Raw genomic sequence first — 25,546 nt, 5'->3', positions numbered from 1 at the left:
TCGGAGACGGGATTCCCTGGGTGACGGATCGGTCGTCGGTCGGCGGGCACGGCAATGCCCGCCGACCTGAAGCGGCGGCGCTGTCCGGCAAGACGGCGTCGCCGCGGTGTCTCTCAGGACCGGGCCGAGGGCTCGGCCTGGGGGACAGGGGTGGTGGCGGCGGCGAAGGCGGCCTCGCGGGCCAGCTCCGCCGACATGGTGGTCGCTCCGGTGAGCACGGCGTCCTGGCCGAGCCCGGAGGCGACGATGGGCGGCCGGAACGTACTGAAATCGGCCAGGTGGCGGGTGACGGGTTCGAGCAGCAGATCGCCGTTGGCGCCGATGGCGCCGCCCAGCACGATCAGCGCCGGGTCGATCAGGGGTACGACACAGGCCACCACGTAGGCGACGCTGCGGGCGGTGTCGTCCACGATCTCCAGCGCGCCGGGGTCGCCGGCGCGGGCGAGTTCGAAGACGGTGAGCGGGCTGCCGTCGCCCGGCAGTCCCAGCCGCCGGGCCTCGGTGCTGATGTAGCGGGCGCCCAGGTGTTCCTGCACCGGATCCCGGCGCCGGCCCACCGGCGCGATCATGCGGTCGCTCGGCAGATAGCCGGCCTCGCCCGCGACACCCGTGGCGCCCCGCCGGACCTTCCCGTCCACCACCAGCCCGAGACCCAGCCCGACGCCCAGGCTGACCAGGACGAAGTCGTCGGTCTCGGTGCCGAGACCATGGGTGCGCTCGGCCAGCGCGGCGAGATTCACGTCGTTCTCCAGGACCAGCGGCACGGGGATCGCCCGGCCCAGCGCCTCGCCCAGTCCGCTCCCCGCGTCGGGCAGCCCGGTGGTGTACGACAGCTGACGTCCGTCGGGGCCGACCGCGGCCGGCAGTCCGGCGACGACCTGGGTGATCTCCCCGAGCTCCCGGCCGACCTGCCCGGCCAGTTCCACGCACATGTCCAGGATCTGGCGGACGAACGCCTCGGCGCCCCGCTCCCCGTGCTGCTCGGACTCGGCACGTGCCCGCACCCGGCCCGTGACGTCGGCGATCGCGGCACGGATCTTCCGGTGCCCGACGTCCACACCGATCGCGAAGGCGCAGTCGGCGTTCACTCCGTACTGAGCCGGCGCCGGACCCTTGCGGCCGGTCGCCGGGCCCACCTCGGTGATGACCCCGCGCTCCAGCAGCAGGCCGACCGCGGCGGCGACCGTCGGCCGGGAGAGCGGGATCCTGCCGGCCAGATCGGTGGTCGTGACGGGGCCCGCCTCGTCGATCGCCTCCAGGACGGCACGGCCGTTGAGCGAACGCAGCAACCGCTGCGGACCTGCTGGGTAACGGCGGGTCACGGTGCCCTCATCTCGCCATCGCCGGCCTGTGAGTGAGGCCCGCAAGCGTCTGTAAGAAAGAAAGTTGCTTATTTATACGCGCGGACTTGGCCGGAATCAAGCCTTGGGGTGCGATCGCCGGGGCGGGCGTGCGTGGCTGCCGGTGCGATGGCGTACTTTGGGTGAAAGTTTGAAAAATCAAACATCTGCACGTCGGAGACCGTCACGCGCGTCGCGATCAACGGATCCACCGGACTCAAGGAGGCGACATCCCCGCAGGCGAGGCAGGTGAGCCCGGTCTTGGATCCGCGGGGAGGCGGCTGTAGAACACCCTGCGGGCGTGAGAAGGGGGATCCCGGCACGCGGTCGTCATCGAGTCCGCTCCCCGCCATCCGCGGATACTGGGCGGCGCCGGCGTTCGCGATGGCCTGCTCCCCGTGCCGGGGCTGTGGTCAGCATTGAGTCGGCATCAGTCCGATCAGCGCTGACCACGGCTGGCGAATCCTGCACTTCGAGGTGCGATGGATCGAGTGGTGCAGCGCGATATCGCTCACGCAATCTTGGTGAACCGGGCGAGGTGCGTTTCACCTCGCCCGGCGGTGTGTGTGCAAGGAAGCTGTTCGTCTTGGGCCTCGGTCACGCGACGCCCAGGACTGGATCAGACGGTGAGGACCAGCTTGCCCTGAAGGTGGCCGTCGTCGAGCAGTCGGTGTGCGTCGGCGATGCGCTCGAACGGGAAGGTCTCCTGCACGTGGACCCGGAGCCTGCCCTGCTCGACGAGTTCGACGAGACCTCGCAGGGCGAACGGATCGGGGTCGACCGCGATGCCGCTGAAGCGCATGCCAGCCGCCTCGTACCTGGCGATGAGGTCCGAATCCTCCTCGGCGACCGCCGTCACCAGGTGACCGCCCGGGCGGAGCACGTCGAGTGACCGTTCGACGGTGTCGCCGCCGATGGTGTCGAGCACGACGTCGATGTCGCGGACCGCCTCGGTGAAGTCGACCGCCGTGTAGTCGATCACCTCGTCGGCTCCGAACCCTTCGACGAACTTCCGCTTGCTCCCGCTGGCTGTCGTGATCACGTACGCACCGAGCGCTTTCGCGATCTGGATCGCGACATGGCCGACGCCGCCACCACCGCCGTGGACCAGGACGCGGTCGCCCTCGCTCACGCCGCCGAGGTCGACGAGTCCCTGCCACGCCGTCAGCCCGACGATCGGCAGCGCCGCCGCCTCGACATGCGAGAGCGACGCCGGCTTGCGCACCAGGTGCAACGCCGGCGCCGACACGACTTCGGCGTACGCGTTCGCCGCCTGCGGGAACCGCGGCATCCCGAACACCTCGTCGCCGGGCCGAAGCCGCCACGTCTGCGATGCCTCCTCGACCACGCCGCTGATGTCCCAGCCGAGGACGAACGGTGGCCGGCCGAGCAGCGGGAACTCGCCGGCGCGCAGGCGTGCTTCCAGCGGGTTCAGCCCGATCGCCCTGACGCGGACGAGGACCTCGGTCGGGAGGGGCCGGGGCTCGGGTGCCGCCGCGATGGTGAGCACCTCGGGACCGCCGAGCGAGTGCTGGGTGATGACGCGCATGACTCTCCTGGTTCGGAAGGGCAGGGGGAGAGCACCCAGGCTAGGTTTCCGACAGGAACCAGCAGGTGCCTCAGGTGCAGGTACCGTTGGCGCCATGAGCGGTTTCGGCCCAGGTGGTCTCTTTCTCGCCGACTGTCCGGCGCGGCTGGCGGTCGAGCTCATCGCCGACAAGTGGACGGTGGTCGTTCTCTACGGCCTCAGCAAGGGCCCGGTGCGCCATGGCGAGCTGATCGACCTGATCGGTGGCATCTCCCGCAAGATGCTCACCCAGACGCTCCGGCGGCTCCAGGCGCACGGACTCATCCACCGCCACGTCTACGCCGAGGCACCGCCCCGCGTCGAGTACGAACTCACCCCGCTCGGGGCGACGCTGATCGATCCGATCCACATGCTGACCGAGTGGGCAAGGACGAACGGCGATGCAGTGCTCGACGCGCTCGACACCGATCCGGTCGCCCATGACGACTCGGGCACCCGCTAGGGACCCGCGGAGAATTCGCTTCTGGGCTCTGAGGCTTGACGTCGCAGGTCAGCGCGCTGCGTGCGTTCGTTGTTCTGCTGCGAGCCCTTACAGGTCATCTCAATCGGTGAGCCCATCCCCGGCAAACGGCTTGGTCGGGCGAGTGCAGCGATACCCGGTCGCTTCGCCGGCCACTCGGCCAGGCCGGGCGCCTCCGGGCCAGGCTGCAGGTCACTGGCCGACGTCCACCAGCCCGGTGCCGTAGACGCGTCCCTTGCGTGTGGCGCACTCATCGAGGACGTCACGGTGAGGCTCCTCGCACCGGACGGCACCGTCGTCGACGAGACGAGCGTCCGCACGGGGTTCCGCGGCGTGCGGCCTCGTTCTCGTTCTTCAGCAGGACCAGGCAATCGGCGGCGATCTCGCGGGCGAGCCGGTGCTGGGATACCCAGCAGTACGTCGACGGGTTCCATCTCCGACGCCCCGCGCCGCACCGCCCCTCGTGGTGCCTCCGCGCGCACCGCACCCACGACTGCGGAACCGAACCCGGCGCCGCCCCCGAGTATCCAGGCTGTGAACTTCAGGGTCAGCGGATTACCGCTCCTCCCGAACGTCCCCGCAGTGCGCAGCATCAACACCGAGCCGCGCTCGGGTACTTCGTCGCTCCCCCGTAAAGCGTCGAGCGCCGTCAAGGCAGCCAGGACGTCCACCTTCTCCAGAACCATGGCCTCACGGGCACGCGTACCGGGCAGCCCGACCAGTGCGCGCGCCACATGCCGGACGCGCACGGAAACGGTGCCCCCCTCCCGCGCGGCCTCCAACGCCTTGCGCAGACAGGTCCGCAACGCACCGGTCATCGGCGGGAGTTCAAGGCTTTCCTGCCCCTGTCCCTCCTTCTGCCTCTCCGATTCTTCCGGCGCAGCCTCCTGGCCTCCTCCAGCCGGACCTCCCGCAAGAAGGCGTCGATCTCCCGCTCGTCGTCCGGGCTTCCCACCGTGCCGTCACCCGCGTCCTCACTGACCCACAAAGATGTCCCCCGGCACCCGATCGAACCGCCGAGCGAGCCGGAGGCCCTCATCCCGGATGCGATCGCCGAACCCGCGGCCGAGCCACCCGACACGAGCGCATACAGCACGTCTTCCGTACCCACGTCCTTGCGTTCCTGCTTGTCCACCGCGCGCATCGCCTCCAGCAAGAGCTTGACGACGTCCCTCTCGAACTCGGTGGTCACGCCGGCGTCGCGGTCGGGCGTTCGCTGGTCCATCGGGCTGTCTTCCTCTCCGCGGTGGTACCTGCGGAGAAGGACGCTAGCCCGCGATCTCCGGCTCGCCGTCGGTCGACCGGCCATGCTTCCGGTCCGATCGGCCAGGTTCCTCCGTCCGGGTGGACGACGGCCTTGCGGGCCCAACGCGGTACCTCTCACGGACATTTCATGCCTGACAACGGTGCGTTGCAGGAGAGCGGCGCCTACCTCGTGAAGCACCTGGGCAAGGTCGCCGAGGTGCTGCGGCTGGTTGCCGGGATGGGATTCGGGGCGGAGATGTGCGGCATTGCGTTGCTGGTGACCCGGAGTCGCGCGTGGTGAACCAGTGAAGAATTGACGGGAGTTGTGAAAGGTGACAAGAATTCAGTCGCTCGGCTGTGCACACGCTGAGCGAAGTGACGTGAGCGGTGCGGTCGCGCATGCCACAACCCCTCTTCCTTCGTGCGTCCGCCGCTCGCGCTCTGCCACCTCCCACACCTTCACCTTCGTAGAGGCTCATCTTGTCGCGTTCGCAAGAACCAAGAACCTTTGCCGCGCTTGCGGCAACCGCTTTCGCCGCTGCCGCCCTTCCTCTGCTCGCGGCCGGCACGGCAAGCGCCACACCGGCCGGCGGGTGCCAGTCCGCCACTGTCCAATACCGCATCGTCGGCGCCGACGGGAACGTCGTCGGCGCGGACTGGACCTCGCAGGGCGGGCTCTACCTCTGGAAGACCGCTCCCGGAACCGTCGAGGTCCGGCTCGCTCCCGGCCAGTCGGTCGGGGACGGCTGCACGTACCCCGTCTCCCTGGCCGAGTACACCACGGAGGGCCCCGACTGGTACACCTCGGGCCGCCAGGCCCTGGTCGACAAGGCCACCGTCTACCTCACCGCCGCCGACATCGCCGGCGCGGACGACGCCAGGCGCACCTGGCAGAAGCTGTCCGTCAAGTCCCCCGACTGCTTCGGCCAGATCGACCTCTACGGCGACGACGTCACGTACGACGGCGGCACCGGCGATGGCCATGGCCCGGCGCCCTACGAGCCGGGCAACGTCGTCACCCCCTACCACCTGATAGCCGCCTGGAACGGCGGTGAGAAGTCGTGCACCCCCGGCTCGCCCACCCCGTCGCAGCCGACCCCGACCACCCCCGCGACGCCCACGGCCCCCGCGCACAGCACGCCTCCGGCCGGGACGACCCCGCCCGCCACCCCGACGACGCCCAAGCCCTCCTCGACACCTCCCACGACCTCGCACGTGCCGCCGCTCCAGTCGACCCCGCCGGCCACCCCGAAGCCGTCGCCCAGCGGCAGCACGCCACCGCTGGCCGAGACCGGTTCCAGCGCACCGGTCGGGCTGATCGCGGGTGCCGCGGCCCTCGTGGTCGCGGTCGGCGCCGGAGCGGTGTACGCGGCAGGCCGCGCGCGCCGCTCCTGACGAGGGGAGGAGGCGTGGCCGTCACGCCGTGACAAGACCAGGACGGTTCCGGCCCGGAGCCGTCCTCGGTCGGCGAGGCGTGCCATGCGTTCCTGCGGAGACGTCGCGCCCGCCCGGCGTCCGCGTGGGGCTGCCAAAGTGATCCGGGACGTCCGTGCCCGGCTCGCTGCCGGCTTCGGCATATTTCCAGGCACTGCCCACGCAGACAGCTGTCTGAGTGAACCCGGCGGGGTGCGTGCCACCTCGCCCGTGATGTGTGTGCGGGGAGTGAAGCGTAAGTTCAGCGCACTCTTCCTCGCGGTTTCAGCGGCACCGGCGGCAGCTCGGGGGCAGGCAGAGGCGCTCCGTCGTAACCCTTCACTTCCCCGAATCGCGTCCCGTTCATCCAGTCCTCACGGGCCTGTTCGACGTCCTGCTGGGTACGCCCGACGAAGTTCCACCACATACCACGGATTCGGCGGTTCTTCCCAGGTCAGGGGTATCGAAGACCCTCGGGCGTCAGCAAAAGGTCAGCATCGGACGCCGAGGAGACAGCACCACATGGCAGCACGCGCGCTCGCCCGCGGCATGGGCACCTTCTTCAAGGACTGCGAGCACCCTGAGTCCCGCTGGTCGAAGTGCCCGCACGAGTACAAGATCCGGTACCGCAGCCCGGCGGGCAAGCAGACGGAGGAGTCGGGCTTCGGGACTCAGGACAAGGCGATCGCGCGTTTGACGGAGGTCTACAACCAGAAGAAGGCAGCGCCGCAGTCCCAGTCGAAGGCGGAACGCATCCAGAAGTACGGGAAGATGCGGTTCGAGGAGTACGCCGAGGAGTGGAAGGCCGGCCAACGCCACTTGGCTGCCTCATCTGTACGGCACCTCGACTCGCTCCTGGAGCACCACCTCTACCCGGCGCTCGGCAGTCGGCGGATGAACTCCTTCGACCACAAGGTGGTCGACGGCTTCATCCGCACCATGGAACGCAACGGTGTGGGTCTGGCCACCCAGTCCAACGCGTTCGACAAACTGCGCGCGGTCCTCCTCGACGGGCAGCGGCTCGGCCTCTTCACCGACAACCCGTTGGACGGCGTCAAGCCGCCGCAGTACGACCCGGCCCGGGCGGTGATCCCGTCACTCGAACAGCTGCGAGCGATACGGACCGCAGGCGACGACGCCTTCACGCTGGTCGTCGACCTTATGAGCGGCTGCGGTCTGCGGAACGGCGAGGCGTTCGCGGTGAACCTGAACAACATCGTGGCCGATGACGTGTATCGGATCACCGAACAGGTGGTGCTGTCCACCCGCCGGTACGGGCCGCTCAAGCACCGCAAGGCGGGGGAGTACCGCGACGTCCCCCTACCCGCTCGGATCAGGGAGACGATCCAGTGGTACGCCGAGAAATACGGCACGGTCGACGGCTACCTGCTGCGGCAGGAGACCGACCCCCGCAAGCCGTATCCACACTGGGGAATGGACAACCAGTGGCGTCGGATCAGGGCATCGGGCCAGGTGGATATCCCGGAAGGAATGGTCCTGTACGGGAACCGCCACTTCTACGCGTCGAACTGCCTGAGCCACGGCATCCCTATCACGGATGTCGCTGAGTGGATGGGGCACAAGAGCGTGGATGTCACGTTCAAGATCTACCGGCATCTGCTGCCGGGATCGATCGGCAAGGCGGCGCAGGTCCTGAACATGGCACTCGCGGCCTGATGCGAAGGGCGATTCCCGGCTGCGTAGGCGGCCGGGAATCCAGAGTGGAGCAGCTCAGCCGAGCTTCTGCTGGCGAGCCCAAGCCTGTACATCTGCGATCTTGAACTGCAGCTTTGCGCTACGGCCGCTCCCGAACTTGTACGGGACAAGTCCGAGCTTGGGAGCGTCTCGGTACACCCAAGTGATCGACATGTTCAGATACTCAGCGGTCTGCTTGGCGTTCATGAACTGGGTAGGCATGCAGGATCCTCAGGCGAGCTTGGGCTGACAAGGCCCCTGAGTCTCAGCTGCAGACCACGGTTTGCCGGGGCGGTGGATGAGTGGTAGCGGAAGGCTTCCTCGTGATCTCCGAGTGCTGGCATCTGAGCCCTGGCCCGAGGGACGCCGCGTGCCGGAGTACGGATACCAGACGGCCGACTCCGAAACTTGTACCCAACTGGCCTGTCCATAGGGCCTGTTGGGTCGGTCCCCTGCCCAGCGTGACAGCGGCACCATGGCCGGGCCAGCGCCGCCCCGAACGCAGACGCGGGTGGCGCACCCGTCGATGAGGAGACCCCGATCATGGCGGACATCGGATCGCTCCTGGCCGAGGCGGTGGGCCCCGAGCATGTCCTGACCGGGGACCGCGTCCCGGCGGAGTACGGCCACGACGAGTCGCTCACCGTCCCTGCACGGGCACCGGAGTACGTGGTGCGCCCGACGACGACGGCCGAGGTGTCCGCCGTCCTGAGGGTCGCCGCAGCAGAGCGGATCCCCGTGACGGCCCGGGGCTCGGGAACAGGCATGTCAGGCGCCTGCGTGCCCCGAGCAGAAGGGATCGTCGTGTCGTTCGAGAGGATGGACCGGATCCTGGAGATCGACACCGCGAACCATGTGGCCGTGGTCCAGCCGGGAGTCACCCTGGGCGACCTCGACCGGCGGTCCGCCGAGGTCGGGCTGTGCTACCCGGTGCGCCCGGGTGAGCGGAGCGCGACCGTCGGCGGCACGATCGCCACCAACGCCGGTGGCATGTACGCAGTCCGCCACGGCGTCACCCGGCACCACGTGCTCGGCGTCGAGGCCGTCCTCGCCTCCGGCGAGATCGTGCGCAGCGGCGGCAGGTACGTCAAGACCAGCACCGGCTACGACCTGACCCAGCTGCTCGTCGGTTCCGAGGGGACCCTCGCCCTGGTCACCGAGGCCGTACTCCGGCTGACACCGCGCGCCGGGCACGGCTCGACCGTGCTGGCTCCCTTCACGGCACCCGAGGACATCGCGCGTGCGGTGCCCCTGCTGCTGGCGGGCGGCCTGGACCCGTTGGCACTGGAGTACGTGGACATGCTCACGATGGCCGCGCTGACCGCCGACTACGAGTTCGGCCTGGGCATCCCCGAGCCGGTACGCGACACCGCGCTCGGCTACCTCGTCGTGGTCCTGGAAGAGCACTCCGCCGACCGCCTCGAAGCAGATGTGGAAGCGGCCGGTGAGCAGCTGCTGAGCCTCGGAGCGGCCGATGTCTACGTACTGCCGCCCGCGGCCGCGCGCCGTCTGATCCATGCCCGGGAGCACGCCTTCTGGACGGCGAAGGCGGCCGGCGCCGATGAGGTCGTGGACATCGTCGTGCCCCGGGCGGCGTTGCCGGCGCTGCTTGCCGAGGCCGACGCCATCGCCCGGGACAGCGGGTCGGTCGTCACGGGCTGCGGCCACGCGGGCGACGGCAACGTGCACCTGGCGGTCTTCCAGCCCGACCACGACCGGCGTGACGCGGTGCTCCGGAGGCTGTTCCGGTCCGGCGCCGCACTGGGCGGCGCGATCTCCGGCGAGCACTGAGTCGGCAGGGCGAAGAAGCCGTACTTCCTGGACCTGGAGGACCCTGCCAAGATCCGGCTCATGCGACGGCTGAAGCACGCCTTCGACCCCGACGGCATCCTCAACCCCGACGTCCTGCTCGGCCACGCGTGAGAAAGGCGGAACCATCGTGAACGGTGCACATGCCGTTGCCCGCACTCTGCTGGCATCCGGGGTCGAGGTGTGCTTCGCCAACCCTGGCACCTCCGAACTGCACTTCGTCGCCGCCCTCGACAACGAGCCCGGACTGCGGGCCGTACCCTGCCTGTTCGAGGGCGTGGCCACCGGCGCCGCCGACGGCTACGGCCGGATGACCAGCCGTCCCGCCGCCACCCTCCTGCATCTGGGCCCAGGGCTCGGCAACGGCCTGGCCAACCTCCACAACGCCCGTCGCGCTGCCACGCGGGTGGTGAACCTGGTCGGCGACCACGCGACCTTCCACAAGCAGTACGATGCCCCACTGGAGTCGGACATCGACGCGATGGCCCGTACCGTCTCCGGGTGGGTCCGCCGGTGCGATGACGCCGCAACGGCCGGCAACGACGTGGCTGAGGCGGTGGCGGCCGCCACCGGTGCCCCGGGCAAGGTGGCCACGGTGATCCTGCCCGCCGACGTGTCCTGGTCGGACGGCGGGCGGCCCGCGCCACCGGTCGCGGCCCAGCCGCCGGCCGTCGTGCCCGAACGGACCGTCGCGTCGGTGGCCGCCGCCCTGCGGACCGGCGAACCGTCCGCGATCCTCCTCGGCGGCCCCGCCACCCGCGAATCCGCGCTCCGCGCGGCCGCCCGGATCGCCGCCACCACCGGCGCCCGGCTGCTGTGCGAGACCTTCCCGGCCCGGCTGGAACGCGGCGCGGGCCTGCCCGCCGTGGAGCGGCTCGGCTACCTCGCCGAGGGCGCGATGGCGCAACTCGACGGCGTACGACACCTGGTGCTGGCGGGCACCCGTGCCCCCGTGTCCTTCTTCGCCCACCCCGGCCTGCGCGGTCCGCTCGCGCCCGACGACTGCCTGATCCACACCCTCGCCACGGCCGCCGACGACGTGGCCACAGCCCTCGACCACCTGGCCGACATGCTCGCCGTGGACAGACCGGCGGTGCTCCAGGCCGCCGGCCGTCCCGTGCTGCCGACGGGCGCGCTGACCGCCGAGACCGCCGCGGCGGCCGTAGGCGCGCTGCTGCCCGAGGGCGCGATCGTGGTGGACGAGGCCAACACCTCCGGTCTCTGGCTTCCCGCGGCCACCGCGGGTGGGCCGCGCCACGACTGGCTGACTCTGACCGGCGGCGCCATCGGGCAGGGACTTCCGCTGGCCGTCGGCGCGGCAGTGGCCTTCCCGGACCGCCCGGTGCTGTGCCTGGAGGCCGACGGAAGCGCCATGTACACCATCTCCGCGCTGTGGACACAGGCACGTGAAGGGCTCGACGTCACCACCGTGCTCTTCGCCAACCACTCGTACGCCGTCCTCACCATGGAGGCCCAGCGCCTCGGCACACCCGCCGAGGGCCACGCACGCCGCGACCTGCTCGACCTGTCCCGGCCCGCCCTCGACTTCGTCTCTCTCGCCCGCGGCATGGGCGTACCGGCATCGCGTGCCACCACCGCCGAAGATCTCACCGCCCAGCTCCAGAAGGCGTTCACGGAGCCGGGACCGCACCTCATCGAGGCCGTGGTGCCTGCGCTCTTCTGATCACAACGGCCCGTCGGTCCGGCGCCCGTGCAGGTACGGCATGATGCCTCTGCACGCGAGCCGACGGCGCTTCCGGGATGACGCTGCTCGGCCGGCGCGGGTCCCTCGCCGGGTTGCCGCAGGGTGGGGAAGTTCGTCAAAGCGACACCGGCGCCGTGGTGGTTGTCGCACACGAGCTGCTGCCAGAAGCCACGTCGGCACAGCGAGTAAGCCGTCCGCGCGGTCCTGCCGGGATCCATGGGCGCGCTCATCCGATGTCGAGAACCTCGTTCACGGGGCGTCGCGGTGTCCCTGGCCCCGCAGGGCCGTATCCGAGGCGGAGGACCATATGGACGTATCCCATCGCCGACTGGGGATCGCGCACGGTCCAGCGGAGTTCGGGCCGTTCGAGGGCCTGGGAGGTGAGTGAGGTGGCCAGCCCGTCGAGGGTGGCCTGGAGCAGGACCCGCTCCATCGCCTGGCCTGCGACCAGCCAGTCTCTCGGCCGGTCGCCGGTGGTGCCCAGCAGGGCGAGCTGAGGCGTGTTCTCGAAGGTTGCCGCCTCGCGGCCGGGCACGGGGATCCTGCCGGCGAAGTCACGTACGGGAGCCTCGCCGGCACGCCTGCGCGGGCCGAAGGCGTACTCCGGTACGCCGTCTCTCCCCGCCTCCGCGGTGGTACGGGTCCACTGTTCCAGTTCGTCCGCGGCGGCGGGGTCCGTGGCATCGCGCCCCTCGGCGTCGTGGACGAGGTCCAGCAGCGTCCGCACATGCCAGAGCTCGGGGAAGGACAGCCGTGCACCTTCGAGCAGGGCGGCCGCACTCAGGGAGTCCTTGATCGCCTGCGGTATTTCCTCCTCGGTGAACGGGTGACGGCTGGTGTGGCGGCGGTGGATCGCCGGGTACAGCGGTGCGAGGTCGTTGTCGGAAGGCGCCGGGTCTGTCAGGCGTACCACCGCGAGGAGGCGCGGATCGGCCGGATCCGGCAGCAGGTCGACCGCCGGCTCCCAGCCGGCGTGCGCGGCGGCGACGCGCAGGTTGAACAGGGCGGCGGCGCAGCCCAGGTGAAGGGCGCGGGTGGTCGGGTCGGCATGCGGCATGGCGCGTTCCAGATCCGAGTGCAACCGGAAGGTGCTGTCGCCGCGGCGGAAGCTGAATTTCCACGGTTGCGCGTTGTGCATGGACGGAGCGGCTGCGGCGTCTTCGACCAGGGCCGTCACGGTCCGCGTATCGAGTGTGTGTACGAACACTGGATCTGCCTCTCTCCCAGGCCGACCGGGCGTTCACGGGAAGGCGACTCCCGTCTCCTCCACGATTTCACGGAGGACCGGGTGTGCCCAGCCGAGGAGGTCCGAGGATGAGCTGTTGCGCCCCTGCGAGGGGCTTCCTGGGCGGGGTGCACCCGGACGTGGTCAGCTCTTGCTGAGACGGGGGCCGCCATCGGTGCGCAGGACTGCCAGGCGGCGTCGGTATTCGTCCTCGTCGATCTCCCCGCGGGCGAAGCGTTCGGCGAGGAGTCGCTCGGGTGTCGGCCCGGTCGGCGGAGCGGTGGCGGGCGACCCGCTGCTGGCCGACCGGGACAGTGCCCGGAACAGCAGGACGCCGACGGCGACCAGTGCGGCCCAGAAGAGGATCATGCCGACCGACATGGCCATCCAGCTCCATCCACCGGGGTCATGCCCGTACCAGAGCATCACGGTCACTCACTTCCTCGCGGCTACAGGACGAGGGTCTTCTCGTCCGTGGTTCCCCGCGGTCCTTGTGTCTCCCCTCCAGGGTGGGCCCCGTCCGCCTGTCCGTCATGGGCCGGAGGGGCCCTTCCGTCCCAGGACGTTGGTCCTCGGCGCCCAGGGCCGTCCCGCACCATGGAGGGGAGCAGCGCCCCCGGACCGGCCGCGGTCGTCTCGTCCGCGGTGCGGGTGCGGCCGGAGCTCGGAGCGGGTGCCCGGCGTACTCATGCCTCCAGCCCGATGTCGATCACGGGTGGCTCGTGCAGCGTGTTGTGGACGGTGCAGTGCGCGGCGACCGCGAGCATCGCTGCATGGCGTTCGGCGGACAGTGCGGGCGGCGGGACGATGACCAGACGTACGGACGCGACCCGGGCCGGGCGGTCCGCGGCCATGGTGAACTCCGTACGGACCTGCAGTCCGGCGCGGGGCAGTCCGTGGCGCTGGAGGTAGCGGCCCGCGTAGAAGGCGACGCAGGTGGCGAGGGACGCGGCGAACAACTCGACAGGGGTCGGCGCGGTGTCCGTCCCGCCCGCGTCCATGGGCTGGTCGACCAGGATGCGATGACCTCGGATGTCCACCGCGTACGCGTCACCGTTGACGTGTGCGACGTCCAGTCGGTGCACGTCCCCCTCCGGCGCCGGGCGCACAGTCGGAGTCCTCGGCGCTGTGCTGGTCATGGCGGGCCTCCCTCGACGACGGGTCCTGCCGGCGATTTCCAGTGCAGCGCGGACGGAAGGGCGGATCGAGAGGCCGATCGGGTGCGTACGGGGCCGGTCGGCCCTTTTTGTGACCCGCACGACGCGGAACCGCGCCGGGGAAGCACCGGCGGCAGTCGGCTGTCCGTTCTGGTCAGGCGTTCGTGAGCGGGCGCCCGGAGCGCGGTCGTCACTGGAAGGCGGCGTGAATCTCCTGTTCGGTGGCGGCGTGGGAGACGATGAGGAGTTCGTCGCCGGGCTGGAGCCGCATCTCGGGGGCCGGGACGGTGGGCTGGCCGTCGCGGATGACGGTTGCGATGACGGCGCCCGTGGGCAGGCGGATCCCGGCGAGCGTACGGCCCACGGCGCTGGATTCCGGCGTGATGGCGGTCTCGATGACGTCGACGCCCGCCTTGCTCAGCCGCAGCAGGGCGACGGTGTCGGTGGCGCCGGTGGCCTCCTCGATGAGGGAGATCAGGGGAGTGGCCGCGGGGACCGCAGTGTCCACTCCCCAGCTCTGGTCGAACAACCAGGTGTTCTCCGCGTCGTTGACACGGGCCGCGACGCGCGGAACGGTGAACTGCCGCTTGGCCAGGAGGCTGATGACGAGGTTGTCCTCGTCCTCGCCGGTGGCCGCGACGACAAGGTCGGCGGTGAGTGCCCCGGCCTCCTCCAGGAAGGCCGGTTCGCAGGCGTCCCCGGCCAGCAGGCGCACGGGGAGATGGCCGTCGAGTTCGGCGACGCGGTCCTCGTCCACGTCGACGAGGGTGACGTCGTTGCGGGCGGCGGCGAGTACCTGGGCGATCTGGGTGCCCAGGCGCCCGGCGCCGGCGATGAGAGCCCTCATGTCCCCAACTCCCTGTCCAGGAAGCCGCGCAACCGCCCGAGTGCGGTGGCGGCGACGGCAAAGGTGACCAGATCTCCCGGCTCAGCAGGGGTGCCGTGGCCGGGCACGAGCGAGCGACCCGCGCGCGTGACCTCCACGACACGGATCTCTCCGTCGACGTCGCATTCGGTCAGGCGCCGCCCTGTGAGATGGTCGGGCAGCTGCGAACGGACCAGCAGCGTCTCGCCGTTGCCGAAGGTGAGTTCGGGCGTGAGATGGCGGTGCAGCAGCGTCCGGTGGATCTCGTGCACCGTCCAGCGGACACTGGCGACGGTGGGGATGCCGAGGTCACGGTAGATGTCGGCGCGGCGCGGATCGTAGATACGGGCGAGGACGATCGGCACCCGGTACGAGTCCTTGGCCGTCCGCGCGCTGACGATGTTGCTGTTGTCGCCCGAGGTGACGGCGACGAACGCGTCCGCGTGCTCGATTCCGGCTGCTTCGAGCACGGTTCGGCTGTATGCGTTGCCCTCGTGGAACTGACCCGGGAATCCGGTGGGAAGGCGCCGGCGGGTCCGGGCGGACCGGTCGACGATCCGCACGTCATGGCCTTCGGCGACGAGCCGGGTCGCGAGTGTGGAGCCCACCCGGCCGCAGCCCGCGATGATCACTCTCATCGTGCTTCTCCTTTCGGACGGGTCGCCCTGGGGCGCCGCAGCCACCACTTGCGGGCTTCCTCCGCGGCCAGCAGCAGCGCGCCGAAAGCCGCGAGGACCGCCCAGTCGGACGCGGCCAGCGGAGCGGTGCCGAAGAGCGACTGGAGCGGGGGCAGGTAGCTGATCGCCGCCATCAGGGCGATGCCGAAGCCGCCGGCAGCCAGCAGCCACGGGTTGGACAGCAGCCCGACCCGGAACACGCTCTGGCGGTCGGTGCGCACCGCGAGCGCGTTGAAGAACTGGCTGACCACGATGCCCGCCTGGACCATGGTGATCGCTTCCCGGTAGACGAGGTCGTGCTTGGTGAAGTCCGAGTACGGGATTCCGGAGGCGTGGACGTGCCAGAAGAAGACGACGGTCACGCCCAGGGCCTGGATGCCGCCGAGGAAGAGGATGCGTCCCATCACGGCGGTCGAGAAGAGCCGTTCGCGCCGGGAGCGCGGGGGGCGGTCCATGACGTCGGATTCCGGTGGCTCGGCGCCGAGCGCGAGCGCGGGCAGGACGTCGGAGCCGAGGTCGATGGCGAGGATCTGCACCGCGCTGATCGGCACCAGGGGGAACCCGGCGAAGGTCGCGGCCAGGATGGGGACGAGCTCGGCGATGTTGTGGCTGAACAGGTAGATCAGGAACTTGCGGATGTTCTGGTAGACGGACCGGCCGAGCCTGACCGCCGCGGCGATGGAGGCGAACGAGTCGTCCAGCAGTACCATCACCGCGGCCTCCCGGGCCACATCGGTGCCCGAGGCGCCCATCGCGACACCGATGTCGGCGTGTTTGAGAGCGGGCGCGTCGTTGGCGCCGTCGCCGGTCACGGCGACGACCTCACCGCGTCGCTGGAACGCGTTGACCACGCGCATCTTGTGTTCCGGGCTGACCCGGCACATCAGCAGCTCGCCGGGGACGGCCAGCAGCCGGTCCAGGGCGTCGTCGTCCAGAGCGTCGAGCCGGTCACCGGTCACCACGGTCGGTGCGGGTCCGGTGACGATACCCACCCGGCGGGCGACGGCCTCCGCGGTCAGCGGGTGGTCCCCGGTGACCATCACGATACGGATACCGGCCCGTCGGCAGGCTGCGACAGCGTCGCTGACCTCGGGCCGTGGCGGGTCGAGCATGCCCACGAGCCCCAGGAGCGTCAGCTCCGACTCCGCTTCCTCCTGGGCCGGGCGGGGGCCCGACACGGGACGCCACGCGGCGGCCAGCACGCGGAGCCCCTGCGACGCCAGCTCGTCGTTCGCGGCGATGACGGCGGCGCGGAGTTCCTCGTTCAGCGGGCGCCGCTCTCCGCCCCAGTCGATCGTCGTGCAGCGGGCGAGCAGCTCCTGCGGCGCGCCCTTGACGTAGGCGCGGTAGCCGCGGCCGACGTCATCGTGCACCGTGCTCATGAGCTTGCGGACCGAGTCGAAGGGGTACTCCGCCACCCGCGGGGCGGCGGCCTCCTCCGCGGCCCGGTCGAGTCCCGCCTTGGCCGCCGCCACGAGCAGCGCGCCTTCGGTGGTGTCCCCGAGCACCCGCCAGCCCCGGTGCTCCGCCGGGGCGGACGTCCCGTCGTCGGCCGAGGGTGGAAGCAGCCGGGCGTTGGAGCACAGCGCGGACGCCCGCAGCAGGTCCCCCACTGGTCGAGGGTCGGCCACTTCGCCCTCGGGCGCGTACCCCACCCCGGACACCGGGTGCCGCACACCGCCGGCCCACGCCTGTACGACGGTCATCTCGGCCTGGGTGAGCGTTCCGGTCTTGTCCGTGCACACGACAGTGGTGGAGCCCAGTGCCTCCACGGCGAGCAGCTGTTTGACCAGCGCGTGCCGACGGGCCATGCGTCGTACCCCGATCGCCAGCGACACCGACAGCGTCGCGGGCAGCCCTTCGGGCACGAGGGCGACCATCACCCCCAGGGAGAACACGAAGGTCTCGACGAACGGCTGCCCGGCAGGCAGCCGCACCGCGAACAGGGCTGCTCCGATCGCCAGTGCAGCCCCCGCCACCCGCCGGGCCATCGAGGCCACCTGGAGCTGCAGCGGCGTCTTCTGGCGCGTCGCCGAGGAGGCGAGCCGGAAGATCCCGCCGAACTCGGTCGCCGCGCCGGTGGCGAACACCACGGCCTTCGCGGAGCCCGCCACGACGTCGGTGCCCATGAACAGGCAGTTGCGCGCCTCCAGCACCGGCCCGGCGGGCACGGGGTCGGCGGTACGGGCGACGGCGTCGCTCTCCCCGGTCAGCGCCGCGTTGTTGACGGAGACCTCGTGTGCCTCGACGAGGCGGCAGTCCGCGGGGACCGCGTCCCCGGCCTCCAGGACGATGACGTCCCCGGGGACGAGGTCCCGCGCGGGCAGCTCCTGTCGCTCCCCGTCGCGCAGCACCCGGCAGGTGTGCGGCACCATCGCCTGCAGGGACTCCGCCGTTCGCTCTGCGGAGTACTCCTGTGCGAAGCCGATTCCCGCGTTCAGTACGACCACACCCGCGATCGCCACGGCCAGTTGCAGGGTGCCCACCTCGCGGGGCTCCTGGAGTCCGTAGGCCAGGAAAGTGATCGCTGACGCGACGAGCAGGACGACCGCGAAGAGGTCGGTGAACTGTCCGGCCAGCTCCCGCCACAGGCTCCTGCGCCGCGCGGGCGGCAGTTCGTTGGGCCCGAACCGGGCCTGGCGCGCCGCTGCGTCCGCCGAAGTGAGGCCCCGAGCGGAGGCGTCCAGTGCGGTGAACACCTCCCGCGAGGCCAGCGTCTGTACCGGGGGGCCGGGTGTCCGGGACGGAAGCGTCTGCTCCGCGCCCCCGGTCGCGGTCGTCACCACGGGAACTCCGGTGTCCACGGCCGAGCGGGTCGGCCACTGTACGAACCGTGCCGCCAGCGCGGGCGCTGTCCTCGAACCGCCCGGGGGGAGCGGGACCCACTCATGACCGACACCTCCTGTGGTGGACGCCGTGATCGTCCGGGCATGCTCGGTGCCCCGGCGGCCGAGACGGCCGTCCGCCGGGTTCGGGAATGTGGCCACGTCGCTTCGGCGTTGCTCCCTGGCCGGGCCGTTCCTGACGGCCCGGCCCGTCTCACCTCGCCGGGCGTTCGCCGGTCTCCGGCTGCTCCAGGTGGGAGGCGAGGACGGCGGCCTGGACCCGGCGCTGTACGCCCAGCTTGGCCAGCAGCCGGGAGATGTGGTTCTTGACGGTCTTCTCCGACAGGTAGAGCCGCTTGCCGATCTCGCGGTTGGTCAGCCCGTCGCCGATCAGCGCGAGGATGTCCCTTTCACGAGGTGAGAGGCCCGCGATCTCCGACGGCACGGTGGGGCTGTCCGCGGGTTCCGCCCGCAGCGAGCGCATCAGGCGGGCCGTGGTGGCGGGATCCAGCATCGACTGGCCCGAGGCGACGGTACGCACCGCGGAGACCAGGTCGGAGCCCTTGATCTGCTTGAGGACATAGCCTGACGCTCCGGCCATGATCGCGTCGAGCAGGGCCTCCTCGTCGTCGAACGAGGTGAGCATGAGACAGGCCAGCTCCGGCATCTGGTCGCGCAGCTCCCGGCAGACCGTGATGCCGTTGCCGTCCGGCAGCCGTACGTCCAGGACGGCGACGTCGGGGCGCAGCGCCGGGCCTCGCGCGAGCGCGTGGTCGACGGTGCCGGCGTCGCCGACCACCGAGATGTCCGGCTCGGAGTCGAGCAGGTCGGCCAGGCCACGGCGGACGACCTCGTGGTCGTCGAGCAGAAACACGCGAATCGGGTTCTGCTCGCTGAAAGTGCGTGGCTCCGGCATGGTGACCTCTCGTTCCCCGATGGAGGACAGACTCCGGGCTGCCCTTGTCGCCGATCATCACGCGCCCGTATCGAATGTGCTAGGGCCGACCGGCCCAACCCGCCCGGAGTGTCCCCGCGGGTTCACTCGGAGCCGACGGTCCCGGCGCCGTCCGAGGAAGTCTCCTTCGGCTCGGCCGGACCGCCGCGGCGCGTGAGGTCGAAGTCCACGTCCACGACGCCCTCGACGGCACGGACCAGCCGTGCCGCCACCGGTACCAGTGAGGTGTCCCGGGCCCGGCCGACGAGCGTCACGCGGCCGTCCGACACGTCCACGCGCACATTCGACTCCGGCGTGGGGAACAGGTAGGAGACGACCTCGCGCCGTACCTCTTCGGCAATCTCCTCGTCGGTGCGGAGGAAGACCTTGAGAAGGTCGGCACGGCTGACGACGCCTTCGAGCATGCCCACGGCGTCGACCACGGGAAGCCGCTTGACCTTCGCCCGGGCCATGGTCCGGGCGGCCTGGGCGAGCGTGGTGTCCGGGCGGACGGTGAGGGCAGGTGAGGTCATGAGTTCCTCCGCGGTCACCGCGCCGGCCTTCTTCAGGTCGGAGAGACGACGCAGTTGCGTGTACCTGTCGGGGTCGCTGTCGCGGAACTCCTCCTTGTGCAGCAGGTCGGCCTCGGAGACGACGCCGATGATGCGGTTCTCGCCCTCGACGACGGGCAGGGCGCTGACTTTCCAGTCCTGCATCAGCCGCACGATCTCCTTGAAGGTCGCTTCGCGACCGACCGCGGCGACCGTGTGGGTCATGACATCGCTCACGATGTGCGGCGTGCCGTGCATGGTCACTCCTTCGTCCTGTGCCGGGGCGGGGTCAGACGGTGCTGCCGGCGCCGTGCGGGGCGTACAGGTCCACGAGCCGCGTCCTGGCCGCGCGGAGACGGTGAGCGAGTATCTGACCGACCCACTGGCTGACGGCGTTGCCCAGCGCCGGGTCGTCCTGGCACATCGACCGGACGGCGGTGCCGTCGAACTCGTAGGCCTGTACGGGTGTGGCCGTCTCGGCGCCCAGGTGCCAGAAGTGCGGGGCGAAGAGCCAGGACCAGCCGACCAGTTCGTTGTGCCCGAGGTTCTCGACGACGGCCGCGCGGTGACCGGGCACCCGCAGGTCGAGTTCGATGCTGCCGGTGCGGATGATCCAGAAGCGGTCGGCGCGTCCGCTTTCCTCGAACAGGCGGGTCCCCTGGGGGATGGACACCTCGCGGGCGACACGCATGAGCCGCTCGCGGTGTTCGACGGACAGCGAGAGCGCCATGGAGGGGGTGGGCGAAGCGGTCATGGCCTGCCTCCGGGTGAATGTGTGAACTTCCGGAGTCAGCGTGTGTCCACGGTCTCCGGGCGGGCCATGGGCCGCCCGGTCCACTGATCGGTCTGTTCGGTACCGCAGAGGGAATTTCGGTACGGCGCCGACGTGCGCCGCCAGGGGCGGTGCGCCTGTCTTCCGGCCCCGCGGTGGGGGCGACGGCTGATCGTCTTCTGGCCGTGGGACCTCGGGCCGCCGAAGCCCCGGGTGCTGACGACCCCTCAGAGCGGCTCACACGACCCGCGTCCAAGGCCGGTTGGGCTGCACGGGCCTTCAGGACCGGGACCTTCGGGAACCGCGCGGGACCGGATGGCCGCTGCCCCGATCCGGCATGGCGCAGAAGCATCGTTCGTGGCCGCGGCATTCGCAGCGACCTGCATCCACCGCATCTCCAGCGACTTGCACAAGGAGCACAGCCATGTCCAGGACCACGACCAGTGGCGAGCGAGCGGCGCCCAAGGCCGCTCTCGGGCTGCCCGCCGCGTCCGCACTCGTGATCGGCAGCATCATCGGCACCGGAGTCTTCGCCCTGCCCTCGGCCCTCGCCTCCTACGGGCCGATCTCCTTGGTCGCCTTCGTCGCCGTGACCCTGGGCGCGCTGGCGCTCGCGTCGACCTTCGGTTCCCTGTCGAAGCGGGTCCCGGCGAGCGGCGGACCGTACGTCTACGCCAGGGAGGCCTTCGGCGAGTTCGCGGGCTTCCTGAACGCCTGGTCCTACTGGATCACCGCATGGGCCGGCAACGCGGCGATCGTCGTGGCGTGGGTCGGCTACGTCGAGGTCTTTGTGAACACCGGCCACAAGACGTGGATCTCCGTGACCCTCGCGCTGGTCGGACTCTGGATACCCGCGGCGATCAACCTCACCGGAGTCCGCAACATCGGCGCGTTCCAGGTGATCACCACGGTGCTGAAGTTCATCCCGTTGATTTTCATGGCCAGCATTGGGCTGTTCTTCATCGACCCCGACAACTTCGGTTCCTTCAACGCCAGCGGCCAGTCGGCGCTGGGCGCGATCTCCGCGGCGGGGGCCATCGCCCTGTTCAGCTACCTCGGGCTGGAAGCCGCCTCGGTGGTCGCAGGCCGGGTGCGTGACCCGGAGCGGAACGTGCCCCGTGCCACCGTGTACGGCACGCTCGTCTGCGCCGTCATCTACATCCTGGGCACCCTGGCCGTCTTCGGCACCGTCTCGCACGCCGAACTCGGTTCCTCCACAGCGCCGTTCACCGACGCCGCCAACAACATCTTCGGCGGCACCTGGGCCGGGAACGCCGTCGCCGTCGCCGCGATCGTCTCCGGCATCGGCGCGCTCAACGGCTGGACCATGTTGTGCGCGGAGATGCCGTACGCCGCCGCCCGCGACGGTCTCTTCCCCGACGCGTTTGCCAAGCTCCGCGGGCAGAACGGCGTGCCGGCCTTCGGCGTCGTCACCTCCACCGTGCTGGCCTCGTTGATCACCGTGTTCAGCTACACCCGCTTCGAGGACGTCTTCACCAAGATCGTGCTGCTGAGTGTGCTCACCGCGGTGATCCCGTACCTGTTCTCCGCCGCCGCCCAGCTGTACTGGCTGCTGGTGCGCGGGCGGGAGAGCCTCAGCCCGCGTCGGCTGGCCCGGGACGTGACCGTCGCCGCCGTCGCGATGGCCTTCTCCTACTGGTCGATCCAGGGCAGCGGTTACCAAACCGTCTACTACGGTCTGTTCGTGCTGCTGCTGGGCCTGCCGGTCTACGTCTGGCTGAAGCGGAGCCAGGGCACCTACGGCGAAGCGAACGCGGCGATCCCCGCCGCCCGCGCCCCGCGCGAAGAGCGAGCCCCCGAGACAGCGGTCCCGGCGCCGGTCAAGCGGATCTCCCGGGGGCTGGGCACCAGCCGAATCGGCGGCCCACGCAAGCGGAACGCCCACCGCCACCAGGACTGACCACCGCCACCAGGACTGACCGCCGCCACCAGGACTGAGCGCCGTTACCGGGACTGACCGCAGTCGCCTGGACAGACAGAGCCTCCCGGCCCAAGGCCGCCCCGCACCCCACGCCAGAGGAATCAAAGCCATGAACACGTTTCACGTCGACTCCGAGGTCGGCCGCCTTCGCCAGGTGATCCTGCACCGCCCCGGCCTCGAACTCGCCCGCCTCACCCCGCGCAACGTCGACGCCCTGCTTTTCGACGACATCCTGTGGGCCAAGCGGGCCCGCGAGGAACACGACGCCTTCGCGCAGGTGCTGCGCGACCATGGGGCGCGCGTCCACTACTTCGCCGACCTGCTCGCCGAGACCCTCGACACCCCCGAGGCCCGCGACTGGCTCCTGGACCGGGTCGTCACCCCGGCCGGCGTCGGCCCCGCCCTCGTCGACCCCGTGCGTGAACTCTGCGCCGAGCTCGACGGGGAGACGCTCGCCGGCTACCTGATCGGCGGCATCCTCAAGAGCGACCTGCCGCTCGCGCCCCCGCACAGCCTGGTCTGGAACGCGCTCGACGCGGACGACTTCGCGCTCACCCCGCTGCCCAACCACCTCTTCCCGCGCGACAACTCGTGCTGGATCTACGACCGGCTGTCGGTCAACCCCATGGCCAAGCTGGCCCGCCGCCGGGAGAGCCTGCATGCCGAGGCCATCTACCGCTTCCACCCGATGTTCGCGGGCGTCGCCCCCGAACCGCTCCTTGACGGTGCGGTCGGCACCCTGGAGGGCGGTGACGTGCACGTCCTCGGCAACGGCGCCGTCATGGTCGGCATGGGGGAGCGCACTACCGCGCAGGCCGTGGAGAATCTCGCCGCCCGGCTGTTCGCCGACGGCACGGCGAACCGGCTGATCGCCGTCCAACTGCCCGCCACCCGCGCCTTCATGCACCTGGACACGGTGCTGACCATGGTCGACCGGGACGCCTTCACGATCTACCCGGGACTTGCCGACTCGCTGCGCTCCTGGACGCTGCTGCCCAGCGACACCCGTGAGACCGGCTTCGACGTCACCGCCGACTCCGACCTGGCCACCGCCCTGGCGGAGGCCCTGGACGTGGACAAGGTGCGGATGCTCTCCGCGCCGCAGGACATCAGGGGGGCCGAGCGTGAGCAGTGGGACGACGGCAGCAACTTCCTCGCCGCCGCCCCGGGGGTCGTCGTCGGCTACGAGCGCAACGTCACCACCAACACCTACCTCCGCAAGCAGGGCATCGAGATCGTCACCATCGCCGGCGCCGAACTCGGCCGCGGGCGCGGCGGACCGCGCTGCATGAGCTGCCCCATAGAACGCGACCCGGCCAACTGACGCAGCAAGGGAAAACCACCATGACTGTCGACCTCCGAGGCCGCTCCTACCTGAGCGAACTCGACTTCACCGCCGCCGAGATCCACCACCTCCTCACCCTCGCCGCCCACCTCAAGGCAGAGAAGCGCACCCACACCGAGCGGCCCCGCCTCACCGGACGCAACCTCGCGCTGATCTTCGAGAAGACCTCGACCCGTACCCGCTGCGCGTTCGAGGTGGCCGCCGCCGACCAGGGCGCCCACACCACCTACCTCGGCCCCGGCGACACCCACATCGGCGGCAAGGAGTCCATCGCCGACACCGCCCGCGTGCTGGGCCGGATGTTCGACGCCATCGAGTACCGCGGCTCCGACCAGGCACTCGTCACCGAACTCGCCGACCGCTCCGGCGTCCCCGTCTACAACGGCCTCACCGACACCGCCCACCCCACCCAGAGCCTGTGCGACGTCCTGGCCATGCACGAACACAGCCGCAAGCCCCTGCAGGACATCGCCTACTGCTACCTCGGCGATGCCCGCAACAACATGGGCAACTCGCTGTTGTCCATGGGCGCGCTGCTCGGCATGGACGTCCGGATCGCCGCCCCGCGCGCGCTGTGGCCGGACGGCGAACTGGTCGCCCGGTGCCGTGAGCTCGCCGAGCACAGCGGCGCCCGCATCGCCCTCACCGAGGACGTCGAGACCGCGGTACGGGGCGCCGACTTCCTGCACACCGACGTGTGGGTCTCCATGGGCGAGCCCGCTGGCACCTGGCGGGAGCGCATCGAACTGCTGCTCCCGTACCAGGTCAGCGACAAGACCCTTGCCCTCACCGGCAACCCGGACGTGAAGTTCATGCACTGCCTGCCGGCCTTGCACGACCGCGGCACGCGCCTGGGCCGGGACCTTTTCGACACCTACGGCCTGGACGGCCTGGAGGTCACCGACGAGGTCTTCTCGTCCCCGGCGTCGATCGTCTTCGACCAGGCGGAGAACCGGCTGCACACCATCAAGGCCGTACTGGTCGCCACCCTGGAGGACTGAGCCATGCGTATCGTCGTCGCCCTCGGCGGCAACGCCCTGCTGCGCCGCGGCGACCGCCCCGACGCGGCCGTCCAGCAGGAGAACGTCGACCGGGTCGTCACCGCCCTGGCTGCGCTCGCCCACGACCACGAACTGGTCATCACCCACGGCAACGGCCCCCAGATCGGCCTGCTCGCCATGGAGAGCGCGGCCGATCCGGCGCTCACCGTCCCCTACCCGCTCGACATGCTGGGCGCCGAGACCCAGGGCATGATCGGCGCTCTGCTGGCCCGCGCCCTGCACAACGCGCTGCCCGGCCGCCGTATCGCCACGCTGGTCACCCACACCCTGGTCCGGGCCGACGATCCGGCCTTCGCACGGCCCACCAAGTTCGTCGGCCAGGTCTACGGCCAGGACGTCGCCAAGGCCCTGGCACGGCACCGCGGCTGGCGCATGGGGCTGGACGGCAAGGGCTGGCGCCGCGTCGTGCCCTCCCCGGTCCCGCAGGGCATCGTCGAGACCGAGACCCTCCACGACCTCCTCAACAGCGGCACGCTGGTGATCTGCGCCGGCGGCGGAGGCATCCCCGTCACCGCCGACCGGGACTCCGGGGCCCTCACCGGTGTCGAGGCGGTCGTCGACAAGGACCTCACGGCGGCCCTGCTCGCCGAGGAGCTGAAGGCCGACTTCCTGCTCATTCTCACCGACGTGCCCTGCGTGTACGAGGGCTACGGCACCCCGCACCAGCGCCCGGTGCTTGACGCCACTCCGGCCGAGCTGCGCGGCGCCGGCTTCCCCGAGGGATCCATGGGGCCCAAGGCGGAGGCGGCCGCCCGCTTCGTGGAGCGGACCGGGGGACTGGCCGCCATCGGCGCCCTGGACGCTGCGTACGAGATCGTCCACGCCCGCTCGGGCACCTTGATCCGCCCCGATCTCGCGGCCGGCTGACGTACCGGAGCGGGAGAGCGGCTGGGGCGTCCGGCCCACGGGACCAGGGCCGGACGGCCCGCCCACGGGC

General features: G+C 70.6%; 22 protein-coding genes and 2 pseudogenes. 10 read left to right on the top strand and 14 right to left on the bottom strand.

Features of this window, described 5'->3' with window-relative positions; translation table 11 throughout:
- Positions 1–113: 113 nt before the first annotated feature.
- On the bottom strand, positions 114–1,322 hold the full coding sequence (locus ACFZB3_RS37605; RefSeq protein ID WP_391384268.1) for an ROK family protein: 1,209 nt from the start codon (positions 1,320–1,322) through the stop codon (positions 114–116).
- Between the two features lie 637 nt (positions 1,323–1,959).
- Positions 1,960–2,889 (bottom strand): zinc-binding dehydrogenase, encoded by a 930-nt coding sequence (locus ACFZB3_RS37600; protein WP_391384265.1) that lies wholly within the window; start codon positions 2,887–2,889, stop codon positions 1,960–1,962.
- 94 nt (positions 2,890–2,983) lie between these two features.
- On the opposite strand from ACFZB3_RS37600, the gene ACFZB3_RS37595 reads away from it, so the two are divergent.
- Entirely contained in the window at positions 2,984–3,370 is a 387-nt protein-coding gene (locus ACFZB3_RS37595; RefSeq protein WP_391384262.1) for a winged helix-turn-helix transcriptional regulator, read from the top strand.
- A gap of 832 nt (positions 3,371–4,202) precedes the next feature.
- Here ACFZB3_RS37595 and ACFZB3_RS37590 read toward each other — a convergent pair.
- A complete protein-coding gene (locus ACFZB3_RS37590) occupies positions 4,203–4,613 on the bottom strand; it encodes a hypothetical protein (RefSeq protein ID WP_391384259.1) in 411 nt (136 codons plus the stop codon).
- Between the two features lie 168 nt (positions 4,614–4,781).
- Here ACFZB3_RS37590 and ACFZB3_RS37585 point away from each other — a divergent pair, with 168 nt between their 5' ends.
- Together ACFZB3_RS37585 and ACFZB3_RS37580 are read left to right on the top strand one after the other, a co-directional pair.
- Positions 4,782–4,934, top strand: a complete 153-nt coding sequence (locus ACFZB3_RS37585; RefSeq protein WP_391384257.1) for a hypothetical protein — start codon at positions 4,782–4,784, stop codon at positions 4,932–4,934.
- A 179-nt stretch (positions 4,935–5,113) separates the two neighbouring features.
- Complete coding sequence (locus ACFZB3_RS37580; RefSeq protein WP_391384254.1) at positions 5,114–6,028, top strand: hypothetical protein; 915 nt, start codon at positions 5,114–5,116, stop codon at positions 6,026–6,028.
- A 280-nt stretch (positions 6,029–6,308) separates the two neighbouring features.
- On the opposite strand, the pseudogene ACFZB3_RS37575 reads toward ACFZB3_RS37580, so the two are convergent.
- A pseudogene (locus tag ACFZB3_RS37575) lies at positions 6,309–6,473 on the bottom strand (pirin family protein); the annotation flags it as partial.
- A 95-nt stretch (positions 6,474–6,568) separates the two neighbouring features.
- On the opposite strand from ACFZB3_RS37575, the gene ACFZB3_RS37570 reads away from it, so the two are divergent.
- Positions 6,569–7,723 (top strand): tyrosine-type recombinase/integrase, encoded by a 1,155-nt coding sequence (locus ACFZB3_RS37570; protein ID WP_391384251.1) that lies wholly within the window; start codon positions 6,569–6,571, stop codon positions 7,721–7,723.
- A gap of 54 nt (positions 7,724–7,777) precedes the next feature.
- Here ACFZB3_RS37570 and ACFZB3_RS37565 read toward each other — a convergent pair whose 3' ends face one another.
- The gene (locus ACFZB3_RS37565; RefSeq protein WP_391384248.1) at positions 7,778–7,963 is read right to left on the bottom strand and encodes a hypothetical protein; all 186 of its coding nucleotides are present in this window, start codon (positions 7,961–7,963) and stop codon (positions 7,778–7,780) included.
- A 321-nt stretch (positions 7,964–8,284) separates the two neighbouring features.
- Between ACFZB3_RS37565 and ACFZB3_RS37560 the strand changes: the two are divergent.
- Together ACFZB3_RS37560 and ACFZB3_RS37555 are read left to right on the top strand one after the other, a co-directional pair.
- A pseudogene (locus ACFZB3_RS37560) lies at positions 8,285–9,664 on the top strand (FAD-binding oxidoreductase).
- A 16-nt stretch (positions 9,665–9,680) separates the two neighbouring features.
- Positions 9,681–11,234, top strand: a complete 1,554-nt coding sequence (locus tag ACFZB3_RS37555; RefSeq protein ID WP_391384245.1) for an acetolactate synthase large subunit — start codon at positions 9,681–9,683, stop codon at positions 11,232–11,234.
- A 247-nt stretch (positions 11,235–11,481) separates the two neighbouring features.
- Here the strand turns inward: ACFZB3_RS37555 and ACFZB3_RS37550 are convergent, their stop codons facing one another.
- From ACFZB3_RS37550 to ACFZB3_RS37510, 9 genes are all read right to left on the bottom strand, one after another.
- Positions 11,482–12,393 (bottom strand): Acg family FMN-binding oxidoreductase, encoded by a 912-nt coding sequence (locus ACFZB3_RS37550; protein ID WP_391384242.1) that lies wholly within the window; start codon positions 12,391–12,393, stop codon positions 11,482–11,484.
- 231 nt (positions 12,394–12,624) lie between these two features.
- Entirely contained in the window at positions 12,625–12,906 is a 282-nt protein-coding gene (locus tag ACFZB3_RS37545; protein WP_391384611.1) for an SHOCT domain-containing protein, read from the bottom strand.
- A 260-nt stretch (positions 12,907–13,166) separates the two neighbouring features.
- Positions 13,167–13,619: an OsmC family protein gene (locus ACFZB3_RS37540; protein ID WP_391384238.1), complete on the bottom strand. Its 453-nt coding sequence runs from the start codon at positions 13,617–13,619 to the stop codon at positions 13,167–13,169.
- A 208-nt stretch (positions 13,620–13,827) separates the two neighbouring features.
- Positions 13,828–14,484: an NAD-binding protein gene (locus ACFZB3_RS37535; protein WP_391384235.1), complete on the bottom strand. Its 657-nt coding sequence runs from the start codon at positions 14,482–14,484 to the stop codon at positions 13,828–13,830.
- Positions 14,481–15,140, bottom strand: a complete 660-nt coding sequence (locus ACFZB3_RS37530) for a TrkA family potassium uptake protein (RefSeq protein WP_351497432.1) — start codon at positions 15,138–15,140, stop codon at positions 14,481–14,483. Before ACFZB3_RS37530 ends, ACFZB3_RS37535 begins: the two co-directional genes overlap by 4 nt.
- A complete protein-coding gene (locus ACFZB3_RS37525) occupies positions 15,137–17,965 on the bottom strand; it encodes an HAD-IC family P-type ATPase (protein WP_391384231.1) in 2,829 nt (942 codons plus the stop codon). Before ACFZB3_RS37525 ends, ACFZB3_RS37530 begins: the two co-directional genes overlap by 4 nt.
- A 253-nt stretch (positions 17,966–18,218) precedes the next feature.
- On the bottom strand, positions 18,219–18,920 hold the full coding sequence (locus tag ACFZB3_RS37520) for a response regulator (protein ID WP_391384228.1): 702 nt from the start codon (positions 18,918–18,920) through the stop codon (positions 18,219–18,221).
- Between the two features lie 122 nt (positions 18,921–19,042).
- Positions 19,043–19,747 (bottom strand): CBS domain-containing protein, encoded by a 705-nt coding sequence (locus ACFZB3_RS37515; protein WP_391384225.1) that lies wholly within the window; start codon positions 19,745–19,747, stop codon positions 19,043–19,045.
- Positions 19,748–19,778: 31 nt separating this feature from the next.
- Complete coding sequence (locus ACFZB3_RS37510) at positions 19,779–20,243, bottom strand: cyclic nucleotide-binding domain-containing protein (RefSeq protein ID WP_391384224.1); 465 nt, start codon at positions 20,241–20,243, stop codon at positions 19,779–19,781.
- Positions 20,244–20,685: 442 nt separating this feature from the next.
- On the opposite strand from ACFZB3_RS37510, the gene ACFZB3_RS37505 reads away from it, so the two are divergent.
- The 4 genes from ACFZB3_RS37505 to ACFZB3_RS37490 all read left to right on the top strand — a co-directional run bounded on the left by ACFZB3_RS37505 (position 20,686) and on the right by ACFZB3_RS37490 (position 25,476).
- Positions 20,686–22,182, top strand: coding sequence for an amino acid permease (locus tag ACFZB3_RS37505; RefSeq protein ID WP_391384222.1), 1,497 nt, complete (start codon positions 20,686–20,688; stop codon positions 22,180–22,182).
- A 130-nt stretch (positions 22,183–22,312) separates the two neighbouring features.
- Positions 22,313–23,527: an arginine deiminase gene (locus ACFZB3_RS37500; RefSeq protein WP_391384219.1), complete on the top strand. Its 1,215-nt coding sequence runs from the start codon at positions 22,313–22,315 to the stop codon at positions 23,525–23,527.
- A gap of 20 nt (positions 23,528–23,547) precedes the next feature.
- Positions 23,548–24,549, top strand: a complete 1,002-nt coding sequence (argF, locus tag ACFZB3_RS37495; protein WP_391384216.1) for an ornithine carbamoyltransferase — start codon at positions 23,548–23,550, stop codon at positions 24,547–24,549.
- A gap of 3 nt (positions 24,550–24,552) precedes the next feature.
- Positions 24,553–25,476 carry a carbamate kinase gene (locus ACFZB3_RS37490; RefSeq protein WP_391384213.1) on the top strand — a complete coding sequence of 308 codons (924 nt, stop codon included), beginning with the start codon at positions 24,553–24,555 and terminating at the stop codon, positions 25,474–25,476.
- Positions 25,477–25,546 lie beyond the last annotated feature (70 nt).

This window comes from Streptomyces sp. NPDC008092, assembly GCF_042957285.1.
Classification (GTDB): domain Bacteria; phylum Actinomycetota; class Actinomycetes; order Streptomycetales; family Streptomycetaceae; genus Streptomyces.
The sequence above is the reverse complement of the archived record's forward strand: the minus strand, read 5'-3'. Positions and strand labels throughout refer to the sequence as shown.